13 protein-coding genes are annotated in these 20,891 nt (G+C 71.3%); 11 read left to right on the top strand and 2 right to left on the bottom strand.

Features of this window, described 5'->3' with window-relative positions; all coding sequences use genetic code 11:
• Positions 1-164: 164 nt before the first annotated feature.
• Together JQS43_RS09710 and JQS43_RS09705 are read left to right on the top strand one after the other, a co-directional pair.
• Positions 165-5,342, top strand: a complete 5,178-nt coding sequence (locus JQS43_RS09710; RefSeq protein WP_239678734.1) for a cupredoxin domain-containing protein — start codon at positions 165-167, stop codon at positions 5,340-5,342.
• A gap of 26 nt (positions 5,343-5,368) precedes the next feature.
• The gene (locus JQS43_RS09705; RefSeq protein ID WP_239678733.1) at positions 5,369-7,183 is read left to right on the top strand and encodes a copper resistance CopC/CopD family protein; all 1,815 of its coding nucleotides are present in this window, start codon (positions 5,369-5,371) and stop codon (positions 7,181-7,183) included.
• A gap of 52 nt (positions 7,184-7,235) precedes the next feature.
• Here the strand turns inward: JQS43_RS09705 and JQS43_RS09700 are convergent, their stop codons facing one another.
• Positions 7,236-8,108, bottom strand: coding sequence for a universal stress protein (locus JQS43_RS09700; RefSeq protein ID WP_239678732.1), 873 nt, complete (start codon positions 8,106-8,108; stop codon positions 7,236-7,238).
• 192 nt (positions 8,109-8,300) lie between these two features.
• Here JQS43_RS09700 and JQS43_RS09695 point away from each other — a divergent pair, with 192 nt between their 5' ends.
• Both JQS43_RS09695 and recD2 read left to right on the top strand, forming a co-directional pair.
• Entirely contained in the window at positions 8,301-9,047 is a 747-nt protein-coding gene (locus JQS43_RS09695) for a glucose 1-dehydrogenase (RefSeq protein ID WP_239678731.1), read from the top strand.
• A gap of 51 nt (positions 9,048-9,098) precedes the next feature.
• Entirely contained in the window at positions 9,099-11,333 is a 2,235-nt protein-coding gene (recD2, locus tag JQS43_RS09690; protein ID WP_420847693.1) for an SF1B family DNA helicase RecD2, read from the top strand.
• Positions 11,334-11,453: 120 nt separating this feature from the next.
• Here the strand turns inward: recD2 and JQS43_RS09685 are convergent, their stop codons facing one another.
• Positions 11,454-11,957, bottom strand: a complete 504-nt coding sequence (locus tag JQS43_RS09685; protein ID WP_239678729.1) for a hypothetical protein — start codon at positions 11,955-11,957, stop codon at positions 11,454-11,456.
• A 172-nt stretch (positions 11,958-12,129) separates the two neighbouring features.
• Between JQS43_RS09685 and JQS43_RS09680 the strand changes: the two genes are divergently transcribed.
• The 7 genes from JQS43_RS09680 (at position 12,130) to JQS43_RS09650 (ending at position 20,871) form a co-directional block, all read left to right on the top strand.
• Complete coding sequence (locus JQS43_RS09680) at positions 12,130-13,563, top strand: bifunctional phosphatase PAP2/diacylglycerol kinase family protein (protein ID WP_239678728.1); 1,434 nt, start codon at positions 12,130-12,132, stop codon at positions 13,561-13,563.
• Between the two features lie 59 nt (positions 13,564-13,622).
• On the top strand, positions 13,623-14,288 hold the full coding sequence (locus JQS43_RS09675) for a Crp/Fnr family transcriptional regulator (protein ID WP_239678727.1): 666 nt from the start codon (positions 13,623-13,625) through the stop codon (positions 14,286-14,288).
• A 111-nt stretch (positions 14,289-14,399) separates the two neighbouring features.
• Positions 14,400-15,239, top strand: coding sequence for a hypothetical protein (locus JQS43_RS09670; protein WP_239678726.1), 840 nt, complete (start codon positions 14,400-14,402; stop codon positions 15,237-15,239).
• Positions 15,236-17,368, top strand: a complete 2,133-nt coding sequence (locus JQS43_RS09665; RefSeq protein ID WP_239678725.1) for a hypothetical protein — start codon at positions 15,236-15,238, stop codon at positions 17,366-17,368. The genes JQS43_RS09670 and JQS43_RS09665 overlap by 4 nt, the downstream gene beginning before the upstream one ends.
• Entirely contained in the window at positions 17,334-18,125 is a 792-nt protein-coding gene (locus JQS43_RS09660; protein ID WP_239678724.1) for a hypothetical protein, read from the top strand. Before JQS43_RS09665 ends, JQS43_RS09660 begins: the two co-directional genes overlap by 35 nt.
• A 150-nt stretch (positions 18,126-18,275) precedes the next feature.
• Entirely contained in the window at positions 18,276-19,772 is a 1,497-nt protein-coding gene (locus JQS43_RS09655) for a Fic family protein (protein WP_239678723.1), read from the top strand.
• A gap of 208 nt (positions 19,773-19,980) precedes the next feature.
• Complete coding sequence (locus JQS43_RS09650) at positions 19,981-20,871, top strand: proteasome assembly chaperone family protein (protein ID WP_420847692.1); 891 nt, start codon at positions 19,981-19,983, stop codon at positions 20,869-20,871.
• Positions 20,872-20,891: the final 20 nt, after the last annotated feature.

Here is a 20,891-nt window from a genome sequence, read left to right as displayed (position 1 = left end):
CCCGGGATCCCATCACCAGGGCCCGAAAAGCAGGCCCAATCGGGACCCCGATAGTGGGCCCGACAACGGGCTCCGGCCCACGGGCCGTCGACCGCATCCATCGTACCCGATCTGTATGGCTGCTGGCGATACCGGCGGCGGCGATCGTCACCCTCTGGGCGCACATGGTTGTCGCACCGGCGGTCGGCGCTGCTCTCCCCCACGGCCATTACCTGCTGCTGGACGCAGTGATGACGCTGCCGGTCGCGGTGGTCGCCGGGTTGGCGGCCAGCCGGTGGCCTCGGCAGCTACCGCCGCGCTGGCGGCTGCCGGCGTTCGCGGTTGTCTTCACCGCGCTGCTGGTGCCGCTGGGCATGGTCCAGCCCTATGCCCACCAGCTGGTCGGCGGTGCCGCCGGGCACCAGCACCCCGGCGGCGGGGTCGCGGCGCTCGCCATCGCCAGCGCCGTCGCCGCCCTCGCCGCCTGGCCGGTAGTCCTGCTGACCGCGCTCGGCGGCGGCTGGCTGATCCGCGCCTGCGGAGACCGACGCAGCCGGCGGCGCACCCTCCACCGGCTCCGCGCCGCCCGCCGGCCGCTGGTCTCGGTGGCGGCCGGCGGAGCCCTGCTCGCTGGCGTCGGCGCCGCCGCCTTCCTACCGGCGAGCCCGGCCCTGGCGCAACCCAACGGCTGCGACACCGCGCCGCAACGAACCTACGACGTCGCGGCGATCGACGTGGAGATCACCGTGAACCGGTTCGGTGACAACGACCCGTTCGGCTACATGTATGTGCTGGAGCGCAACCTCAATGCGGTTCGGGCCGAGGAGGCGGCGCTGCGCCGCGGCGGCGAACTCGGGGCGATCCCGGGCGGCATCGACCACGACTGGCCAGACCTCGTCGCCGCCGATCCGGCGGCCGACCAGGTCACACCCGGACTCCGCGACGACCTGATCCAGCCGCTGGTGGTCCGGGCCCGGCTCGGCGAGTGCATCATCTTCAAAATGCGCAACGCGGTGCAGCGGGCGCCGGTAAGCGGACCCAACAACAACACCATGTTCCGGTTCCCGAGCGGCGCCCCCCGGGTCTCCATCGACCTGCAGGGCGTCGCCTACCACCCGCAGGGTGGGCAGGGTGGCCAACAGGTCGGGCAGACCGCAGCCACGATGGCGAACCCCGGCCAGATCGTGGAGTACAAGTACTTCCTGGACCCGGCGATGGGAGAGGGCACCAGGGTGTTCCGCAGCGGCGGCGAGAGCACCCAGCTCACCGCCCACGGGCTGTTCGGGGCGGTGATCGTGGAAGCGCCTAATGCCCGCTGGTACGACCCGGTCACCGGCGAGGAGCAGACCGGCACCCAGTGGAGCAATTGGGAGGCGATGGTCGCCCCCGGCGGCGGCAACCCCACCTTCCGCGAATTCGCATTGCTTTACCACGAGATCGGCGACGAGGACTTCAACCTGCGCCGGCCCCGCCGGGAAGGGAGCGCGGTGATCCCGGGCTTCCCCGAGTACGGCGAGGTGGGCAACCCGCTGCCGATGGTCGACGGTGGCCCGAACGTCGACAACCCCACCGGTTCGGGCGCCAACACCAGCGCCTACCGGCCGGGCAGCCGGGCGCTCAACTACCGGGCCGAATCGTTCTATCGGCGGCTCCAACTGGAGACGGTGCTGGTGGCCGAGGCCGGCGGCGACAACGCCGACGCGACCCAGGCGCAGAAGGACAACAAGTCGCTCGCCTACAGCTCCTACACCTACGGCGATCCGGCGACCCCGATCCCGCGCTCCTACCTCGGTGAGCCCACCAAGACCAGGTTGGCGCACGTCGGCTTCGAGCAGCTGCACGTCCACCACCTGCACGGCGGGGCCACCCGGTGGCGGCAGAACCCGGACGCCGACGACACCGACATGGCCGGTGGGCTACGGAAGGTGCCGATCCAGAACGCCAACTCGATCCGGCTAGACTCACAGACGATCAGCCCGGAGGAGGCATTCACACTGGAGCACGAGTGTGGGGCCGGCGGTTGCCAACAGGCCGCGGGCGACTTCCTCTACCACTGCCACGTGGCGCACCACTACATCGCCGGCATGTGGGGCCTGTGGCGGGTCTTCGACACCGCCCAGGACGGCTTGGCCCCGCTGCCGGGGGCGAACGCCCCACCCGCCGGCGTCACCTCCGCACAGCTACTCGGCACCACTCTCGACGATGGTCGTACCGTGGTGCTCGACGCTGAGGTCGCCGACCCGGCCACCCAGGCGGGCCTGGAGACGCTGGTGGAGAGCCAGCTGCCGCCACAGGGCCAGCGTTGGGATCTGGGCGGCGGCGAACTCGACCCACAGGACGCTACGGTCTGGGATTGGCTGCGGACCGGGCCGGCCAACGCGCCGGTCTACGTCGGTGAGCCGGAGACCGACCGGGTCTGGGCGAACTACCGGTCGGCGAATCCGGGCCAGCGGCCCGCGCTGCGGTTCAACCCGGGCAACGGCCGGCCGGCGTACCCGCTGTTCACCCCGCACCTGGCGCAGCGGCCACCGTTCTCGCCCAACCAGCACTCCGGCGCGCCGTGGTTGGGTGACACCGCCACCGCCCAACGCCCCGACGGGCTGTGTCCCAGCTCGGCGGAGGTGCGCGAGTTCGACATCACCGCGGTGAGCGTGCCGATCGCGATGACCCATCGGGAGGTCGACCCGGACGGCATGCTCTACGTCCTCAACGAAGACAAGGAGGAGCTGCTCGCCGGAGACCGGCCGACCGAGCCGCTGGTGGTCCGCTCCAACGTGGGCGACTGCGTGGCGATCACCTTCGGCAACGAGACCGACCACGACGACCTGCACAAGGCAAACATGCACACCCACTTTGTGCAGTTCGATCCGCTCGCCTCCGACGGCGTCATCACCGGCTACGCCTACGAGCAGTCGGTCTTCCCGGCCCACCGGGACGGTCGGGAGCTGGTGAGCGTGGCAGATCCGACCACCATCACGGTCAGCCAGGTCGACCGGCTCCGGCCGGGGATCGCGGTCGCGGTGGGGTTGGGCACCCCCGAGATCGAGATCCGCACCATCGAGGCGATCAATGGCAACCAGCTCACCCTGGACCAGCCGTTGGCCAACAGCCACGCGGCCGGCACCCCGGTCACCGTCGAGTTCACCCAGCACCGCTGGTACTCCGACGTCGACTCGGGCACGGTGTTCTGGCACGACCACGTCGACGGGATCGTCTCGTGGGCGCACGGCCTGTTCGCGGCGCACATCATCGAGCCGCCCGGCTCGGAGTATCGGGACCCACAGACCGGTGACCCGGTGCGCAGCGGCACAGTGGTCGATGTCGTCAACCCCGATGGCTCGGTCGGAGTCGGGCAGAGCGGACCGTTCCGGGAGTTCGTCATCTTCCTGCACAACGGCCGACCCGGGCAGAGCAACCTGGCGCTGAACTTCGGCCAGGAGTGTGAGGAGGGCTCGATCAACCTGCGGGCGGAGCCGTTAGGCGAACGGACCCCACCCGGGGACACCTCCGAGGCGTCGATCCACACCGATCCGGACACCACCGACCTGCGGTTGGAGTACAACGGTGCCCGCTGCCTGAACGCCTTCGACCGCAGCCCACCGCAGAACCCGAACGACGGCACGGTGCCGGCCACCGTCACCACGGTCGACCCGCACGTCTTCTCCTCGGTCACCTACGGCGAACCGATCACCCCGCTGTTCCGGGCGTACGCCGGGGACGATGTGGTGATTCGGACCATCGGGGTCAATGAACGGGCCGAAGGGCTGCGGATCCAGGGGCACCAGTTCCGCACCGAGCGGTTCCATCCCGACGGGGCGTTGCAGGACACCGCGGTGACCGGGATCTCGGAACGGTTCGACTACGTGCTCGACGGCGGTGCCGGTGGCCCCCAACGGTTCGCGGGCGACTACCTGTACCACAGCACCCGTACCTTCGCGTTGGAGAGCGGTGCCTGGGGCATCTTCCGGGTGCACGACCGCCAGCAGGGCGACCTGGTGCCGCTGCCGGACAACGCACCGCCGGCCGGTAGCGGCTTCCCGGTGCTCTCACCGCACACCGCGGCGAACCCGCAGGCCGATCCGGGACCAGCGCCACCCTCGTCGATCAACCCGAACGGGACGGTCAACCAGAGCGTGGTCAGCAACGGCAGTCACGTCTGTCCGCCAACCGGACCGGTACGCGTCTACCAGGTGACCGTCTTCGACCAGCCACTGCCGACGACGCCGTTCGGTGACGCCGAGGGGATCGTCTACGCGCTCAACGCCGACGTGGCAGCGATCCGCAGTGGCCAGAAGCCGGTGGAGCCGCTGGTGCTTCGGGCCAACGAGGGCGACTGCGTGCGGCTGCGGCTGACCAACGACATCGACCCCGACAGCCGCGTCGGCGGGACCCGGGCCGGTGTCGACCTCGGTCAGCTGCTTCGCAACCCGCAGCTGGCGGCCGGCTCGGCGGTGGGGCTCAACCCCGACACGACGGTGCCGATCGGCGGCACGATCGAGTACCGGTTCCGGGCCAATCGGGAGGTCGGCACCACGATCTTCCAGAACCTGGGCAGCCCAGCGTCGCTGCGACACGGCGCCTACGGGCTGCTGATCGTCGAACCGCGCAACTCGCAATGGTTCGACTCTTTCACCGGCGCTGCGCTGGGGCCCAACCGCACCAGCACCCAGGCGGTGATCCGGGTGCCCGGCCAGCCGGACTTCCGGGAGTTCGCGTTGACTATGCAAACCACCGACCAGCAGTACGGGCGCAGCATCATCCCGTACATGGACACGATCGCCGGCAACGGGATCAACGGACCCCGGGCGGCGAACCGGCCATCACCCCCGGTGGCGGGCGCGCCGCCAGGCACCGAGCAGGACGAAGGGTCGTTCAACAAGGGGTTCAACCACATCAACTACCGCACCGCGCCGTTGACCTCGCGGATCGGGTTGACCAACGCCCCCGGACCGAACGACAGCCCGAACTGGTGGGAGCCCGGATTCACCCCGGCTGCGCCGTATCACAACGCGCTGAGCTCCAACCTCCACGGTGACCCGGCGACCCCGGTGTTCCGGGCCCGGGCCGGTGACCGGGTGGTGTTCCGGATCGGCATCGGCGCCTCGGACCACCTGCACTCGGTCACCATCTCCGGGCACGCCTTCCCGTTGGAGCCGGGCATCACCGGCTCGCAGCTGATGGCGTCGCGGACGCTGACCGCCGGGCAGAGTCTGGACGCCTGGCTGGTGGGCGGCGCCGGGGGCACCCGGGCCTACGCCGGCGACTACGCCTACCGGGACAGCCGGCAACCGTGGACCGCCGCCGGACTGTGGGGCGTGTTCCGGGTTCAGGTCACCGGCAGCGGCGGCATCATCCCGCTGTAGCCGGATACCACAGAGGAGGTTGAGCAATGCCGACGCGGCGGCGAGCCCAGCGGGGGCACCCCTGGCTCGCCGCCGCGCTTCGGCGTACCACCGTGGTGCTCTGGGTCGCGGGGTGGTTGCTGATCGCCTCGGCCAGCCCCGCGGCCGGCCACGCCTCGCTGGTCGGCAGCAGCCCGGAGCCCGGCGCCCAGCTCGACGCGCCACCGGCCGAGATCCGGCTCTGGTTCAACGAGCGGGTCTCGCTCGCCGTCGACGGGATGGCGCTGCGCACCGGTGCCGGGGAGGTGGTCGAAACCCCGCCGGCCGAGGTGGACCCGCAGACCCCCACCGCGGTCGTGCTGCCAGTGCCACCGGGGTTGCCCGACGACACCTATGTGGTCACCTTCCGGGTGGTCTCGGCCGACTCCCACCCGGTCGCCGGCGCCCTCGTCTTCGGGGTCGGCGCACCGGCGCAGGACCCCAGTGAGCTCGACCTAGCCACCGACGACCCGGCGGTGGCCGCCGGCTTCACACTGGTCCGGGGCGCCGGATACGCCGGGCTGGTGTTGCTGATCGGCCCGCTGCTGGTGCTCGGGTGTTGCTGGCCCGGCGGCTGGCAACGACCCCGGGCCTGGACCGTGATCCACTGTGGCTGGTGGCTCAGCCTGCTCAGCGCGGCCGCCGCGCTGCTGCTGCAGGGGCCCTACCTCGCCGGGCGTGGTCTCTCGGCGACGACCGACCCGGCGCTGTTGTCGGCCACCCTCGGCGGTGAATTCGGCCAGTTCCAACTCGCCCGGATCGGCCTGCTGGCGGCGGCCGCCGGGATCGCCCTCGGGCTGCGCCGCCACGGCGAGCGGATCCGCCCAGTCGCCGCCGTCGGCCTGGCCGTGCTGTTCCCCGCGACCTGGCTCGGCACCGGCCACAGCCGCCTCGGCAGCCCGGCGCTGCTGGTCGCCGACTACCTTCACCTGCTCGCGATGACCGGCTGGTTCGGCGGCCTGGTGCTGCTCGGCTGGTGCCTGCTCACCCCCCGCCACCGACCACCCGCCGCCGAGCTGACCCCAGCGCTGGGCCGCTTCTCCTGGCTCGCGACCCTCTCGGTGCTGGTGCTGGTGCCGACCGGCGGCTACCTGGCCTGGCAAGAGGTGGGGTCGTTCGCCGCGCTCGCCGGCACCGACTACGGTCGGCTGCTGGCGCTCAAGCTCGCCGGGGTGGCGCTGCTGCTCTGCCTCGGCGCAGGCTCCCGCTCGCTGGTGCAGCGCGCCGGCCGGGCCGGACCGGCAGCCAAGACCCCCACCCGGGACGCCCCCGCCGCCGCGGTCCGGAACCCGGTGAGCCGGTCCACCCGCCGCCGCGCCCGCGCGGCCGCCGCCACCACCGACCGGCTGCACGCCCGGCTCCGTCGCAACGTGCAGCGCGAGGTGGTGCTGGCGACGGCGGTGCTGGCGCTGGTGGCGATCCTGGTCGCCACTCCCCCCGGGGTTTCGGCGACCGCCGTCGCCACCGGCGCAACCGGTGACCCGGTGCTCATCTCCGAGCCGTTCGGGGAGCGCGACGAGGCGCTGCTGCAAGTGCTGGTCGACCCGGCCCGGCCCGGCGACAACCGGGTCGCGATCTCGGTACGTGACGCCGCTGGCGAGGCCTGGGACATCCCCGAGCTGCGGGCCGACTTCTCGCTGCCCGGCCTGGACTGGGGACCGGTACCGGTGGCGCTCCGACCGGTCGCGCCGGGCGAGTTCGAGGCGCGGGCGACACTGCCGGCAACCGGAGTCTGGCGGTTGACGGTCACGGTACGCACCGGTGAGGTCGAGAGTCATCGCCGGCAGCTTGAGATCCCGGTCGGTGGCGATCTCGGCCAGTGACACCACACCGGGCACGGCGTCGGGCGGGTCAGCCCGCCCGACGCCGGGTGCCTCAGCGCACCACCGCCACCGGCCCTTCCGCGTGCCGGATCACCTGCTGGCTCACCGAACCGAGCAGCATGCCCTTGAAACCACCCCGGCCGCGGGACCCGATCACCAGCAGCCCTGCCCGTTCGGCGGCGTCAACCAATCGCTCGGACGGCTGCCCGGTCAGCAGCTTCTCCTCGACCGTGACGTGTGGATACTTGTCCCGGATCGGCTGCACCCACTGGCGCAGGCGCTGCCGCTCCGCCCGCTCCACCCGCGCCGGATCGACCTCGTCCGCCCGGGAGGGCATGAGCGGCACCTGGTAGACGTGCACGGCGTGGACCGGCACCGACCGCAGCTCCGCCTCCTCGAAGGCGAAGCTGAGCGCCGCCTGCGCGGTCGCCGAGCCGTCGACGCCCACCACCACCGGGGCGTCCCGCAGCTGCGCGTGGTCGACCCCCGGGCGTACCACCACCACCGGGGCGTGCGCGTGGGCCGCCACGGTCGAGGCGACCGAACCGAGCAGCAGCGAGCGGAACCCGCCGTGGCCCCGGTGGCCGACGACCACCTGATACGCCTCCGCGGACAGGTCGACCAACAGCTGGTTCGGCGCACCGGCGACCGCCCGCCCGGTGACCTGCACCGTCGGCTCCTGCTCCCGGACCTGGGCGACCGCCTGGGCCACCAACTCTTCGGCCTCCTCCTGCATCGCCGGCGGCAACCAGTCGTACGGCGGGGCCATCAGCGGCACCGCCAGCGCCGGCCCGATGTAGCCGTAGACCAGCTCCAGCGGGTGTCCCCGCAGCCGCGCCTCGGTCGCCGCCCACCGGCAGGCCGCCCGGCTCGGCTCCGACCCGTCGACCCCGACCACGATCGGCAGTTCTTCCACGGTGGCCATGGCTGCTCCCCTCGCTGGGCGGGGCGGTCGACTGACCGACCCCGACGCGGCCGGCTTGCCGCGCAACACCAGCCTGCGCCGCCCTACCCGCCAGCGGCAGGGGCGGTAGCCCTGCCCGGTACGGGACCTTCGACCCTGGGTGAGTCAGCCGCCGCCGACGTGCAATAGAGGCGAAGCTGAGGAGGCGAACCCATGACACTGACGAACCAGACCGCGATTGTGACCGGTGGGGCGCGTGGGATCGGTGCGGCGATCACCGAGACGCTGGTCGCCGAGGGAATGCAGGTGATGATCGCCGACATCCTCGACGATGACGGCAAGGCGCTCGCGGACCGCCTCGGCGAGCGCGCCGCCTACGTCCACCTGGACGTCACCAACACCGACCAGTGGGCTGCCGCGGTCACCGCCGCGGAGCAGAGCTACGGCCCGGTTTCGGTCCTGGTGAACAACGCCGGCGTCCTCGACTTCGGGGCCATCGCCGACCAGGATCCGGCGAGCTTCCGGCGGGTGATCGACATCAACCTGTACGGCGCCTGGCTGGGCATGCACCAGACGGTGCCCTCGATGCGCCGAGCCGGCGGCGGCTGCATCGTCAACGTCTCGTCCACGGCCGGCCTGATGGGTTACGGCAACCTGGGGGCGTACGTCGCCAGCAAGTGGGGGCTGCGCGGCCTGACCAAGACCGCCGCGATGGAGCTGGCGCCGGATCAGATCCGGGTCTGCTCGGTGCACCCGGGACCGATCGCCACCCCGATGACCGCCGGCTTCGAGGACTCGGTCGTCGCCGGGCAGCCGATTCGCCGGTTCGGCCGGCCGGAGGAGGTGGCCCGGATGGTGCGGTTCGTGGTCGGCGAGGCGACCTACTCGACCGGCACCGAGTTCGTCGTGGACGGCGGCGCCACCACCGGAGTCACGCCGGAGGTCCACGAACCGCAGTAGCCCCGGCGCCAGCGGTCCCCGGCTGGTTGCCATCATGGGGTCGTGACCAGCATTCCGCCCCCCGCGTCCAGCGAAACGCGGCCGCGGGGGGCGGTGCTGGAGGCGGTGCTGGAGCGGATCACCTACGCCAACGACGAGACGGGTTACACGGTCGCCCGGGTGGCGACCGGCCGCTCCGGCGACGACCTGCTGACGGTGGTGGGTTCGCTGCTCGGGGTGCAGCCCGGGGAGAGCCTGAAGCTGGTCGGCCGGTGGAGTTCCCACCCTCGCTACGGCAAGCAGTTCGAGGTCCACTCGTACACCACTGTGCTGCCGGCGACCGTGCAGGGCATCGAGCGTTACCTCGGCTCCGGGCTGATCAAGGGGATCGGACCGAAGACCGCCGCCCGGATCGTCGCCACCTTCGGCGCGGACACGCTGCGGGTGATCGAAGAGGAGCCCGCGCGGCTGCGCGAGGTGCACGGGCTGGGCAACAAACGGACCGCTGCGATCGGCGCCGCCTGGCTCGAACAGCAGGCGATCAAGGAGGTGATGCTCTTCCTGCAGGGGGTCGGCGTGTCCACGTCGCTGGCGGTGCGGATCTACAAGCAGTACGGCGACGGGTCGATCTCGGTGGTCCGCAACGAACCTTACCGACTCGCCAGCGACGTGTGGGGCATCGGATTCAAGACCGCCGACACTATCGCCCAGGCGGTGGGCATCCCCCACGACAGCCCGCAACGGATCCGCGCCGGGCTCCGCTACACCCTCTCGGAGGCGGCCGACAACGGCCACTGCTTCCTGCCGGAACCGAACCTGGTCGCCGACGCCGCCGAGATCCTCGCGCTCGCGGCCGAGCTGGTCCGCCCGCAGCTGGCGGCCCTCGCCGACGAGGACGGGGTGGTCCGGGAGGCGGTGCCGAACCCCAGCGATGAGCACGGGACCATCCCGGCGGCCTATCTGGTGCCGTTCCACCGGGCCGAGCAGGCGTTGGCGAACGGGTTCCGGCGGCTGCTGCACAGCCGCGACGACCGGCTGCCCCACTTCGCCACGGTCGACTGGGAGAAGGTCTTCCGCTGGCTGCAGCTGCGCACCGGCGCCGAACTCGCCGCCGGTCAACGGGCGGCGGTGCGGCTCGCGCTGACCGAGAAGGTGGCGGTGCTCACCGGCGGGCCCGGCTGCGGCAAGTCCTTCACGGTCCGGTCGATCATCGAGGTGGCGGCGGCGAAGCGGGCGAAGATCGTGCTGGCCGCCCCGACCGGCCGGGCCGCGAAACGACTCACCGAGCTGACCGGTCACCCGGCCGCCACCGTCCATCGGCTGTTGGAGCTGCGACCCGGCGGTGACGCCGCCCGCGACGCCGACAACCCGCTCGACGCGGATCTGGTGGTGGTCGACGAGGCGTCCATGCTGGATCTGTTGCTGGCGAACAAGCTCACGAAGGCGGTTCCCGCCGGAGCCCACCTGCTGCTGGTGGGCGACGTGGATCAGCTCCCCTCGGTGGGCGCCGGGGAGGTGCTGCGGGACCTACTCGCCGCCGAACCGATCCCCCGGGTCCGGTTGACCGAGATCTTCCGGCAGGCCCAGGAGTCGGGGGTGGTGATCAACGCCCACCGGATCAACCACGGGCAGTCCCCCGAGTTCGGCGCCCACCCGGACTTCTTCCTCTTCCCCAGCGACGAGCCCGAAGCCACCGCCGAGCAGGTGGTGGACATCGTGGCGAACCGGATCCCCCGCCGGTTCCGCATCCACGCCCGGGAGGTGCAGGTCCTCGCCCCCATGCACCGGGGAGTCTGCGGCGCCGGCGCGCTCAACACCGCGCTGCAGCAGGCGCTGTCACCACCCCGCGAGGGCCAGCCGGAGCGGCGCCACGGCGCCCGGGTCTTCCGCGCCGGCGACAAGGTGATCCAGCTCCGCAACAACTACGAGAAGGGCGCAGCCGGGGTCTTCAACGGCACCGTCGGCGTGGTTACCACCGTCGACCTCGACGACCAGCGCCTGCTCGTCCGCACCGACGAGGATGAGGAGATCGGCTACGACTTCGATGAGCTGGATGAGCTTGCCCACGCGTACGCGATCACGGTGCACCGGTCGCAGGGCAGCGAATACCCTGCGGTGGTCATCCCGGTGACCACCAGCGCGTACCCGATGTTGCAGCGGAACCTGCTCTACACCGCGGTGACCCGGGCCAAGCGGCTGGTGGTGTTGGCCGGCGCGCGCAAGGCGATCGCGATCGCGGTGCGCACCGCCGGGGCCGGCCGCCGCTACACCGCGCTTACCCATCGGCTGGCCGACCCCGCCGGGTAAGCCCGAACCCGCCGAGCAACCGAGAATCCCTCACGTCCCTCGCTCCCCTTCGGTACGGTCAACAGGAGACCGACCCCCGGCCATCCCCCGTCCCTGGCCGATGGGCTTCTGTAAGGTCAATTAGCGAACGATGATCAGCTGGTCGATCTGCAACGTGTAGGTGTCAGCGGCCGGTTGCGGGTTCGCCACTGGATAGCCGACCGCCACTGGGTAGCCGACCGTCACCGGGTAGCTGACGACCACCGGGTAGCCGCCGGGGTAGTGCGACAGTAGATACGGATGCAGCGCCACCGGTGTCAACCCTGGGCCGGGCGTGGCCGCCGCGGCAGCCTCGGCGATCCACCACGGGTAGCCCGAGTCCAGCACCGGGCCGCTCGGCGCAGGCGGGGCCCACTCCACGGCGGTCGCCTGATCGCTGCGACGCACATCGTTCTGGACCAGGACCTCGAGGTCGAGCTGCTCGATCAGCTCCGCGAGGGTGGTGCTCTCCTCGACCACCACGGCGTCGTCGGCAACCTCGGCATCGGCAGACTCCGCTGCGAAGACCGGCGCCACCGGCCCCAACCCGGCGACCACCCCCAACATGGACGCGGCGGCGACGCCGCCAATCCGTCTGACTCCCATCGGTTTACTCCGTCTCTTGTGAACTCGATCCCGCCGCAACGTCAGACAGCTTTTCACAAGGTTTATCCGGTTTATGGTGTTTAGCGAAGATTCCTCCTCTCGCGGCGCTGCCAACATCAACGCCTTGATCGGGACAGGTGAGAACCGCCCACTGACTGGGTAGTGTGCCTACATGACCGCCACCGGAACCCGGCTCGACCACACAATGCGAATGCTGAGCAACTCAGCCAACTACAGCCGGCTCTGGTTGGCGGTGGCCGCCGCCGGCCTGCTGATCCCTGGCCGCACCCGCCGCGCCGCCATCCGCGGACTCGGAGCCCTCGCCGCCACCAGCCTGATCACCAACGCCGTCCTCAAGCCGCTCGCCCAGCGGCAACGCCCAGCCGTGGACCGGACCCCGGTGGTGCGGCAACTGCGCCGCACCCCGACCAGCGGCTCGTTCCCGAGCGGCCACGCCGCCTCGGCCGCCGCCTTCGCCACCGGAGTAGCCCTGGAGAGCCCGCTCGCCGGCGCCGCGGTGGCGCCGCTCGCCGCCGCAGTCGGCTACTCCCGGGTCCACGTCGGAGTCCACTACGCCAGCGACGTGGTCGCCGGGGCCGCGCTCGGCGCCGGCCTCGCCCTCGCCACCCGTCGCTGGTGGCCGCTGACGGTCGCCGGCCCGCCCCGGCTCCGCCCCTACCTGCCGGCTCCCCGGATAGAGCAGGGCGAAGGTCTCGTGGTGGTGCTCAATCCCCGCTCCGGCCCGAACGGGGACCCCGGCCCCCAGCTCAAGGCGGCACTGCCGGCGGCGAGCTTCATCGAACTCACCGACGAAGTCGACCTCGACGCCGAACTCGCCGGCCAGGCACCGGACGCCCGGGCGCTCGGCGCGGCCGGCGGCGACGGCACCGTGGCCTCGGTGGCGGCGGCGGCGCTGCGGCACGGCCTGCCACTAGCGGTCTTCCCCACCGGCACCCTCAACCACTTCGCCCGGGACGCCGACATCTCAGCCGTCCAGGACACGCTGCAGGCGCTCGCCAGCGGTGAGGCGGTGGCGGTCGATGTCGCCACGATCAACGGCCGGCCCTTCCTCAACACCGCGGTCATCGGCGCCTACCCGGAGATGGTCCGCCGCCGGGAGCAGCTGGAGCCACAATGGGGCAAGTGGCTGGCGATGGCGGTCGCGGCCGGCCAGGTGCTCCGCCGGCACGAACCGCTGCGGCTACGGATCGACGGCGAACCGGCCACCGTGTGGACCCTGTTCGTCGGCAACGGTGAATACCGGCCACAGGGCAATACCCCGGCGTGGCGACCGCGGCTCGACGACGGCTGGCTCGACGTGCAGTTTCTGCGCGCCGACGCCCGCTTCTCCCGAGCCCGCGCGGTGCTGTCGACGTTGGCCGGCCTCAGCGGCCGCGACGGGCTCTACCACGCCCGCCTCGCTAAGACGGTGCATGTGGACTCGCTCGACGGCGCGCTGCCGGTGGCCCACGATGGCGAAGCTGGTGGTCGCACCGACACGCTGAGCTTCGGCAAGCTCCCCGGCACGCTGCTGGTCTACCGCCCGAAGCGCCCGGCACCGGCCTCGTCGCTGGTGAGGCGGCGGCCGGGCGGGGTGAACTCCTAGCGGCCCGGTTCGGGTCGCCGGGGTGCCCGGCGGACACTATCCTGTCCCCGTGAGCGGGCGTGCGCGGTGAGTCAGCGGGCGAGCGCGGGCTCGCTGGCCTGCTGCCGGCAGCGCAGTGGTCGGCGCTCGCCCGCCTCGGGGTCGGGGTGTCCTTCCGCCAAGGGCAGATCTTCTTTCAGCAAGGCGAGTCGGGCAGACACGCGTACGTGCTGCTCCGAGGCGCGGTGAAGATCCAACGTTCGGAACCCACCGGGGGCCAGACCATCCTTACGGTCCGCGCCGGCGGAGACGTGATCGGGGAGCTGGCGGCGCTGGACGGTCAACCGCGCTCCGCCACCGTGACCGCGATCAGCGCGGTGACCGCCCGCCTACTCACCGGTGAACAACTGCGCCGGTTCACCGCCGACCCGGCGGTCTCGGCCAGTTTTCTGCACTACACCATGGCTCGGGTCCGGGAGTCCGCCGAGCTGCGCGGGGAACTCGCGTTGCTGCCGGTCCGGTCCCGGTTGGCCCGGGCGCTGCTGCGGCTCGGAGCGGGCAACGGTCCGGGTGACCGGCCCGAGGTGCAGCTGTCGCAGCAGGACCTGGCACAACTCGTCGGCGCCTCGCGTAACGCGGTAGTGGTGGCGCTGGCTGAGCTTCGCACCGCCGGGTTGCTCACCACCCACCGCAAAACGATCATCATTCGCGACCGCTCCGGGCTCGCCGGGTACGCACAGCCGTAACGCTCCTCGATGCGATAGGTCACAGCAGATCTGCCCAGTAATGGGCGGAAGCGGCTCCCGAAGGGGCCCATGCTAGCCACACCAGACACTATCGACAGATAGGGGTACGTGATGGCGACCGAACTCCCCCCGTTCTCCGGTGCTCGGGACCTACCCGACTACCTGGGAATCCTGGCAGTGGACGCGAAGGACTTCACGGCCGAGCCGAGCGTCGCGCACCAGCCGATCAGCGGGTTAATCCCGCGACTGACCGGCACCGCCTTCGAGAACATCGGCCTGGCAGAGGTGTGGAACCAGCCCGCCTTCTTCGGCCCCACCGGCGACGGATTCGCCGTCGGGGTCCCGCCCCGGGCGCTGCCGTACCTGGTAGACCCGCTGCTCGCCGAGCTGCAACAGGTGCTGGCCGCCCACAACAGCGGCTCTCGCCGCGCGGAGGCGCTACTGCGGCTGCGGGTGAGTCTGCATGTCGGGCCGCTGCCGGCCGACCCGGCGCAGCCCTTCACCGGCGGGGGCGGCACCCCCCGCAACGACACCCACCGGCTACTCGACTCGACGCCGGTCCGCGCGATCCTCTCGGCCGCCAGCCCGCGGGTGACCTTCGTCGCCGCCATCCTCTCCGACCGGATCTTCCAGGATGTGGTGGCCGCCGGCTACACCAGCCTGCACCCGGACCACTTCATCGAGGTCCCGGCGACCGTCCCAGGCAAAGGGTTCACCCAACGGGCCTGGCTGCGGGTGCCCGCGCCGTCGGGGAACCTGCTGACGGTCGGCTCACCCGCGGTGGCCCCCGAGCCGTGCGCGCCGCCCCCGGCTGCCGATCCAGGCGCACCCGAGCAGCCGGTGGCAACGCCGGAGGGCGCGGTCCAGTCCGGCTCCAACTATGGCCAAGTGGCGGGGGTGGTCCACGGCGGCATGTCGATGCACCGGCCCGAGACGGGGAGCCACCGATGACCTCCACCTCGCTCGCCTACCCACCGGCCGAGTGGATCGACGAACCAGCCGCCAGTCACGTACCGACGCTCGCCCCGACCGTGGCCCGGGACAACCTCGGGCAGGCGGCCAACACGGTCCACGGCGGCATGCACCTGCACCGCCAGACCATCACCAACGTCTACCAGCAAGCAGCCCGGGCACGCCCGACCCCGCGAGGGCGCGCGTATCTGGCGACGGTGGCGGCTACCTTCGTGGCGCGGGAGTACCGCAGCGACGCGGGAGCGTGCCTCGACCGGGTCGGTGCCGGCGAACTACTCGCCGCCGCCGGGTCGCTGGTGCTGCTCGGTGAGCCCGGCACCGGGCGGCACACCGCGGCGGTCGGGGTGCTCGCCACGCTCGACCTGCCGATACAGGAGATCCCGATCGAGCCGTACGGCACACAGTGGTTGTCCGTCACCGAGCTGCCCACCGAGAGCGCCCACGGTTACCTGCTGGAGCTCCCCGACAGCGGGGGCCGGACCCTGGGCGACAGCTTCGCGCGCGACCTCCAGTCGTACCGCGAAGAGCTAGCCACGCACAGCTCCTACCTGGTGGTCGTCGCCAGCCCGGAGACCTGGCGCATGATCGGCGGTCAGCGGGACAAGACGGTCTTGTCGGTCCAGCCCCCGGACCCGCTGGCCCTGCTGGCGACGGAGGTGTCCCGGCTCAACCCAGACTCCGCTGCCCGGGCGGTGGGCCGCCACGCCACCGTCACCGCGCTGGTGACGGCCGCGCCACCGCGCGAGGTGGCCCGGCTGGCCGAGTTGGTCGTAGCTACCAGCCAGGACGCGGACCGGTCGACCGCCGCACTCGCCCAGGAGGTTGCGGACGCCTTCAGCCACTGGTACCGCCAGCTCACCGAATGGTTCCGCGACCACCCCGACCAGCGCAGCCGACTGTTCCTGGTGGCGACCGCCTTCCTGGCCGGCTGCCACGGGCAGCTCATCCTGCACCTCGGGGAGTTCATCGGCCGGGCGCTCGCCACCCGGGCCGAGTGGGACGGCCTCGGCGGCAACGGGCTGCACGCCCTCGCCAGCGCAGCCGGAGCGCGGATCGACACGGCGGGCCGGGTCAGCCTGCCGAAACCGGGCTACGGCCCCGCGGTGCTCGACTTCGTGCGTACCGACCGCACCAAGGTCTGCGCCTACCGCACCTGGCGGGCGGCGATCGAGTTTCCGCTGGAGCTACCCGCGGTGGCTCGGGCGGAGGTGGCCGCCCCGATCGCCGGTTCCCTCCTACACGGGCTCTACCAGGATCGGCACGAGCGACTGCTGCACCTGGTGATCGGGGAATGGTCGGGCAACGACCAGCTACGCCCCACCCTGGTGCAACTGCTCACCACCGCGGGCCTGAGCCGGGAGGTGGGGCGGACGACCCGCTCGCTGCTGTACGAGTTGGCGCGCTCCAACCGGCCCTTGCCCGTCCACCAGGCCGTCATCGAGGTTTGCCAGGGCGATCTCGCCGACGCGTACCCGGAGATCGCGCTCACCCGGCTGGGCCACCTCGCCGGCCGCGACGACCCGGCCACCCGCGAGCGGGTGGCCGCGGCGGTGGCGCAGCTGTGGCGCCGGCCGCCGCTGCGCCGGCCGGTGCTCCGCCGCCTGTGCCGGTGGCTGACGACCGGCGACGAACCCGCCGCCGCGACGGCGGCGACGGCGCTGGCCCGCATCGGTGAGTCCCCGGAACCCGCCGGTTGCCCGCTCGTGGTGGCCGCCGCCGATCGACCGGATTGGCACGCGTTGGTGACCGCGATCACCACCACGCTGGACCGCCCCGGGACCACTGCCGACCTGGCCGACGCGGCGTTCGCCTGGCTAGAGCTGGCTATCAGCGACGGCGCCTGCTGGCGAGCAGTGGCGGCGTTGTGGCGGGAGGCGGCACAGGGGACGACGGCGGCCCCGCGCACCGCCCGGCTCTACACCCTGGTGCTTCGCTGGCACGCCAGCACCGACCCCGGCACGCCCGCCGCGCAGCGAGCCACCCGCGATCGGCTGCGGGAACGGCTGCTCACCACGCTGCGGCTGACCGACCGACTACCAAACGCTGGCCCCGACGACAAGGAAGGTGGAATCGATGACGCAGAGTACGTGGCGACAGTGGTGGCATGACTGGTGGTCGCCGCCGGTCGCCGAGCCGACCCCCACCCGGCAACTAAGCGCGTCCAGTTTCGAGTCAAGGCTGCCCAGCGCGCTGCCGGGAGCGCCGTTCGAGGCGTGGTTCACCGTCGAGTGGTACAACACCACCCCGGCGGAGGCAACGGACCATGAGCAGCTCGCCGAAGCGGTCCGAGCATGGGCCGCCGCCATCACCGCCCGGGACGTGCCGAGCGACGTGCCAGCGGTGCAGACTCGACTTGCGCAGCGGCTCGCCGCTACCCGCTCGCTGCCCGGCACCGACCTTGTCCTGGTCGCCGGATCGGTGACGTTGGATGCGCCAGCAGCGAGCAGGCGTGCCGCCCTGCAATGGGAGGAACTGCACCGGGAGCTGGCATTGGATCGGCTGCGCCGGGAGGTCGAACGCAACGAGCTCCGTTACCTGCGAGAGGTCTTCACCCGTCCGGAGGTGGCCCGCAGCTACTGGCTCCGGCACCACCCCGAGGCCCTCGACGAGCTGCTCAGCGACCGGTTCGAACAGATCGCCGAGCGGCTCGGGCAGACCCCTGAGGACCCGCAGCAGACCATCGCCACCCTGCTCCGGGAGTTCCTCACCGGGTTGGGCCAGGAGGAACGGCGGTACCTGCTGGACCAGTTGGCGGCGGTCTTCGCGGCCTTCCGGCGCAGCGACCTGGGCGATCGGCTCGGAACCGTAGGGCAGATGACGGCAGCACCGCCCACCCCGAACGGCCCGCTGGCAGGCCACACCTAGCGCTGGGACCCGCAACCGAGTGCGTAGCTGGATCTGGCGACTTCCTGTCCGGCACCGGCGCGGGCAGTAAGTCGCCCAGATCTCTAACTTGGTTTCCTCCTCGCAGACCTGCTCCGCTGTCCCGCTCTGCCATTGACCTACACTCAGGGAATGTCGGTGGAGGCCGCCCGGTGGGTTGACGTGGAGCCGTTGCCTGAGGTCAACGGTGCCCTCGACTCGGTGCTGGCTCCAGTGCATTCCCTCCAGCGGGCGTGGCAGGCGGTGGTCTCGGCGAACACCGACGCCTTTCACGAGGCCCGCCGTCGGTCGCTGCGCCGGCACGCGATCGAGACCGGGATCATCGAGCGCCTGTACGATGTCGACTGGGGCGTAACCCATGCGCTCGTAGCCGAAGGACTGACCGCTGACGCCGTAAACCGGTCTGTCGATGGCTCGATATCCGAGGACGTGCTGCGGCTCATCCGGACCCAGTATGAAGCGCTAGAGTTCCTTGCGGATGTGGCTAGGCAAGGCCGGGAGCTGTCCACCTCGCTGATCCGGGAGCTTCACGTCGCGCTCACTCGAAACCAGTCCACGTTCACCGCGATGTCGCCAGCCGGTATGGTCTTCGAAGCCACCCTCCATCATGGCGAGTGGAAACGACAGGCAAACTGGGTAGAGCGATCTGATGGGTCCGTGCTGGACTACACGCCACCGGAGCAGGTCCAGCCGCAGATCGAGCGACTGGTCGAGTTTTACCACCGCTACCGGCACGTCGACCCGGTAGTTCGTGAGGCCTGGCTGCACCATAGATTCGTCCGCATTCATCCGTTCGAGGACGGCAATGGGCGGGTAGCGCGCTGCCTGACCCTGTTGGGCCTGCTGCGGCACGACTTCGCACCGATGGTGATCGACCGCCGCGAGCGCGATCGTTACCTGCGAGTCCTCGACCGGGCCAACGATGGGGATCTCCGACCGCTGGTGCGGTTTTTCGCAGAGTTGGAGATCGTCGCGCTGCGCAGCGAGCTGGAGCAGCCGGTCGCCGCCGAACTCGCCGATGCCGGACGGGGCGCCATCGGCGTCCTCGACGCCGGCATCGAACGACTTCGCGGGCTACGTGGCACCGCTGGGGCGGCCGAACGGGCCGCGGCCGTGCAGCGGCTCGGTAGCAGCGTGCAGGACCAAGTCGTGACCTGGCTGTCGGAGATGGCGGGTCGGATTGAGAACCGGCTCCGCGAGGGTATCGACCCGGCCGCCCGGACATCGGTGCTCTCCGCCGCCCCTCCGGAGGAGGAAGCCCGTTACTGGCGGCGACAGGTAGTCCAGGCCGCGAACAGCGTTGACTTCTACGCGAATCTTCAGGAGGGGGTGTGGTGGACCCGACTTCAAGTGGACGTGCTCGGTCAGACGCTGCGCTATCTCACCTTCCTCCAGAAGGTGGGCCGCGGTGAGACCGGAGTGCTGACCCTTACCGCCTATGCGGAGATCCTTGGCGCCCGCAACGACGACAGCCGAGGTGAACCCGAACTAGCGGTGGTGTCCACCCCTACCGAGACAGTCACCTGGGTTCACACCGACCCTCCCAGCGCCCAATGGGACAATGTCGAGCATGTGCTCGACGCGACGCTAGCTCAGGCGCTGTCTCGGTTCACCGCGAGTCTTGGCTGACCGGCGGCGCGCCTAGTCGGCCACCGCCGCGGTCGCCACCCAGCCCGACATCTGCCACGACGTACCATGGTGCGAACGTCTGTTCCAGTCGGCGCCACCGCTGTCCGGCGGTCGGCGGTCGCCACCGGAATGGGGTATCAATGGAGGGTCTGGTCGAACACGGGAACAGGGGGCATCACCGGTGCGCGATCCGCACGAGCTGTACGAGATGGTCGGGGAGCTTGCAGAGCTTTCGGAGCCGGTGCTCATCCAGGGCATGAGCGGCTTCGTCGACGCCGGCAACGCGGCCAAGCTCGCCCGCGAGCACCTGCTCAGCATCGGCGACCCCGCCCCGGCCGTCAGCTTCGACCTGGACCAGCTCTTCGACTACCGTTCCCGCCGACCCACCATGCACTTCGTCGAGGACCACTGGGAGTCCTATGACGCGCCGTCGTTGACCCTGCAGCTGCTGCATGACCACGCCGGCACACCGTTCCTGCTGCTCAGCGGGCCCGAGCCGGACCTGCAGTGGGACCGTTTCACTGCGGCGGTGACCGCCCTGGTGGAGCACCTCGGGGTCCGGCTAACCGTCGGCATGACCGCGATTCCGATGGCGGTGCCGCACACCCGGCCGCCGGGGGTGACCGCCCACGCCACCCGTACGGAGCTGATCGCCGACTATCAGCCCTGGCTGCAGCGGGTGGAGGTGCCGGCGAGCGTCGGCAACCTGGTGGAGTTCCGGCTCGGTCAGGCCGGGCACGCCGCCGCCGGGTTCGCCGCCCACGTGCCCCACTACCTGACCCAGAACGACTATCCGGCGGCGGCGGAGATCCTGCTCACCTCGGTGTCCCGGTTGACCGGGCTGGCGCTGCCCACCGACGAGCTGCATCAGGCGGCGGAGACGATGCGCGCCAACATCGACGCCCAGGTGGCCAAGTCGGATGAGGTCGCCAGCCACGTTCAGGGGTTGGAGAGTCAGTACGACTCGATGCTGCAGTCGCGGCAGCGGCCGAGCCTGCTCGCCGACCCATCCGGGCTGCCCACCGCCGAGGAGCTGGGCGCGGAGCTGGAGCGGTTCCTCGCCGAGCAGTCCGGGCCGGGCGAGCAACCGCCGCAGTAGCCACCGGCGCCGCCGCGACC

Origin of the sequence: Natronosporangium hydrolyticum, assembly GCF_016925615.1 — a bacterium.
In the GTDB taxonomy this organism is placed as follows: Bacteria; Actinomycetota; Actinomycetes; order Mycobacteriales; family Micromonosporaceae; genus Natronosporangium; species Natronosporangium hydrolyticum.
The sequence above is the reverse complement of the archived record's forward strand: the minus strand, read 5'-3'. Positions and strand labels throughout refer to the sequence as shown.

Bases quoted from the DNA above. Each gene is read 5' to 3' on its own strand.
- JQS43_RS09710 (WP_239678734.1), top strand. From the start codon at position 165: ATGGTTGTCGCACCGGCGGTCGGCGCTGCTCTCCCCCACGGCCATTAC.
- JQS43_RS09705 (WP_239678733.1), top strand. From the start codon at position 5,369: ATGCCGACGCGGCGGCGAGCCCAGCGGGGGCACCCCTGGCTCGCCGCC.
- JQS43_RS09700 (WP_239678732.1), bottom strand. From the start codon at position 8,108: ATGGCCACCGTGGAAGAACTGCCGATCGTGGTCGGGGTCGACGGGTCG.
- JQS43_RS09695 (WP_239678731.1), top strand. From the start codon at position 8,301: ATGACACTGACGAACCAGACCGCGATTGTGACCGGTGGGGCGCGTGGG.
- JQS43_RS09685 (WP_239678729.1), bottom strand. From the start codon at position 11,957: ATGGGAGTCAGACGGATTGGCGGCGTCGCCGCCGCGTCCATGTTGGGG.
- JQS43_RS09680 (WP_239678728.1), top strand. From the start codon at position 12,130: ATGACCGCCACCGGAACCCGGCTCGACCACACAATGCGAATGCTGAGC.
- JQS43_RS09670 (WP_239678726.1), top strand. From the start codon at position 14,400: ATGGCGACCGAACTCCCCCCGTTCTCCGGTGCTCGGGACCTACCCGAC.
- JQS43_RS09665 (WP_239678725.1), top strand. From the start codon at position 15,236: ATGACCTCCACCTCGCTCGCCTACCCACCGGCCGAGTGGATCGACGAA.
- JQS43_RS09660 (WP_239678724.1), top strand. From the start codon at position 17,334: ATGACGCAGAGTACGTGGCGACAGTGGTGGCATGACTGGTGGTCGCCG.
- JQS43_RS09655 (WP_239678723.1), top strand. From the start codon at position 18,276: ATGTCGGTGGAGGCCGCCCGGTGGGTTGACGTGGAGCCGTTGCCTGAG.
- JQS43_RS09650 (WP_420847692.1), top strand. From the start codon at position 19,981: ATGGTCGGGGAGCTTGCAGAGCTTTCGGAGCCGGTGCTCATCCAGGGC.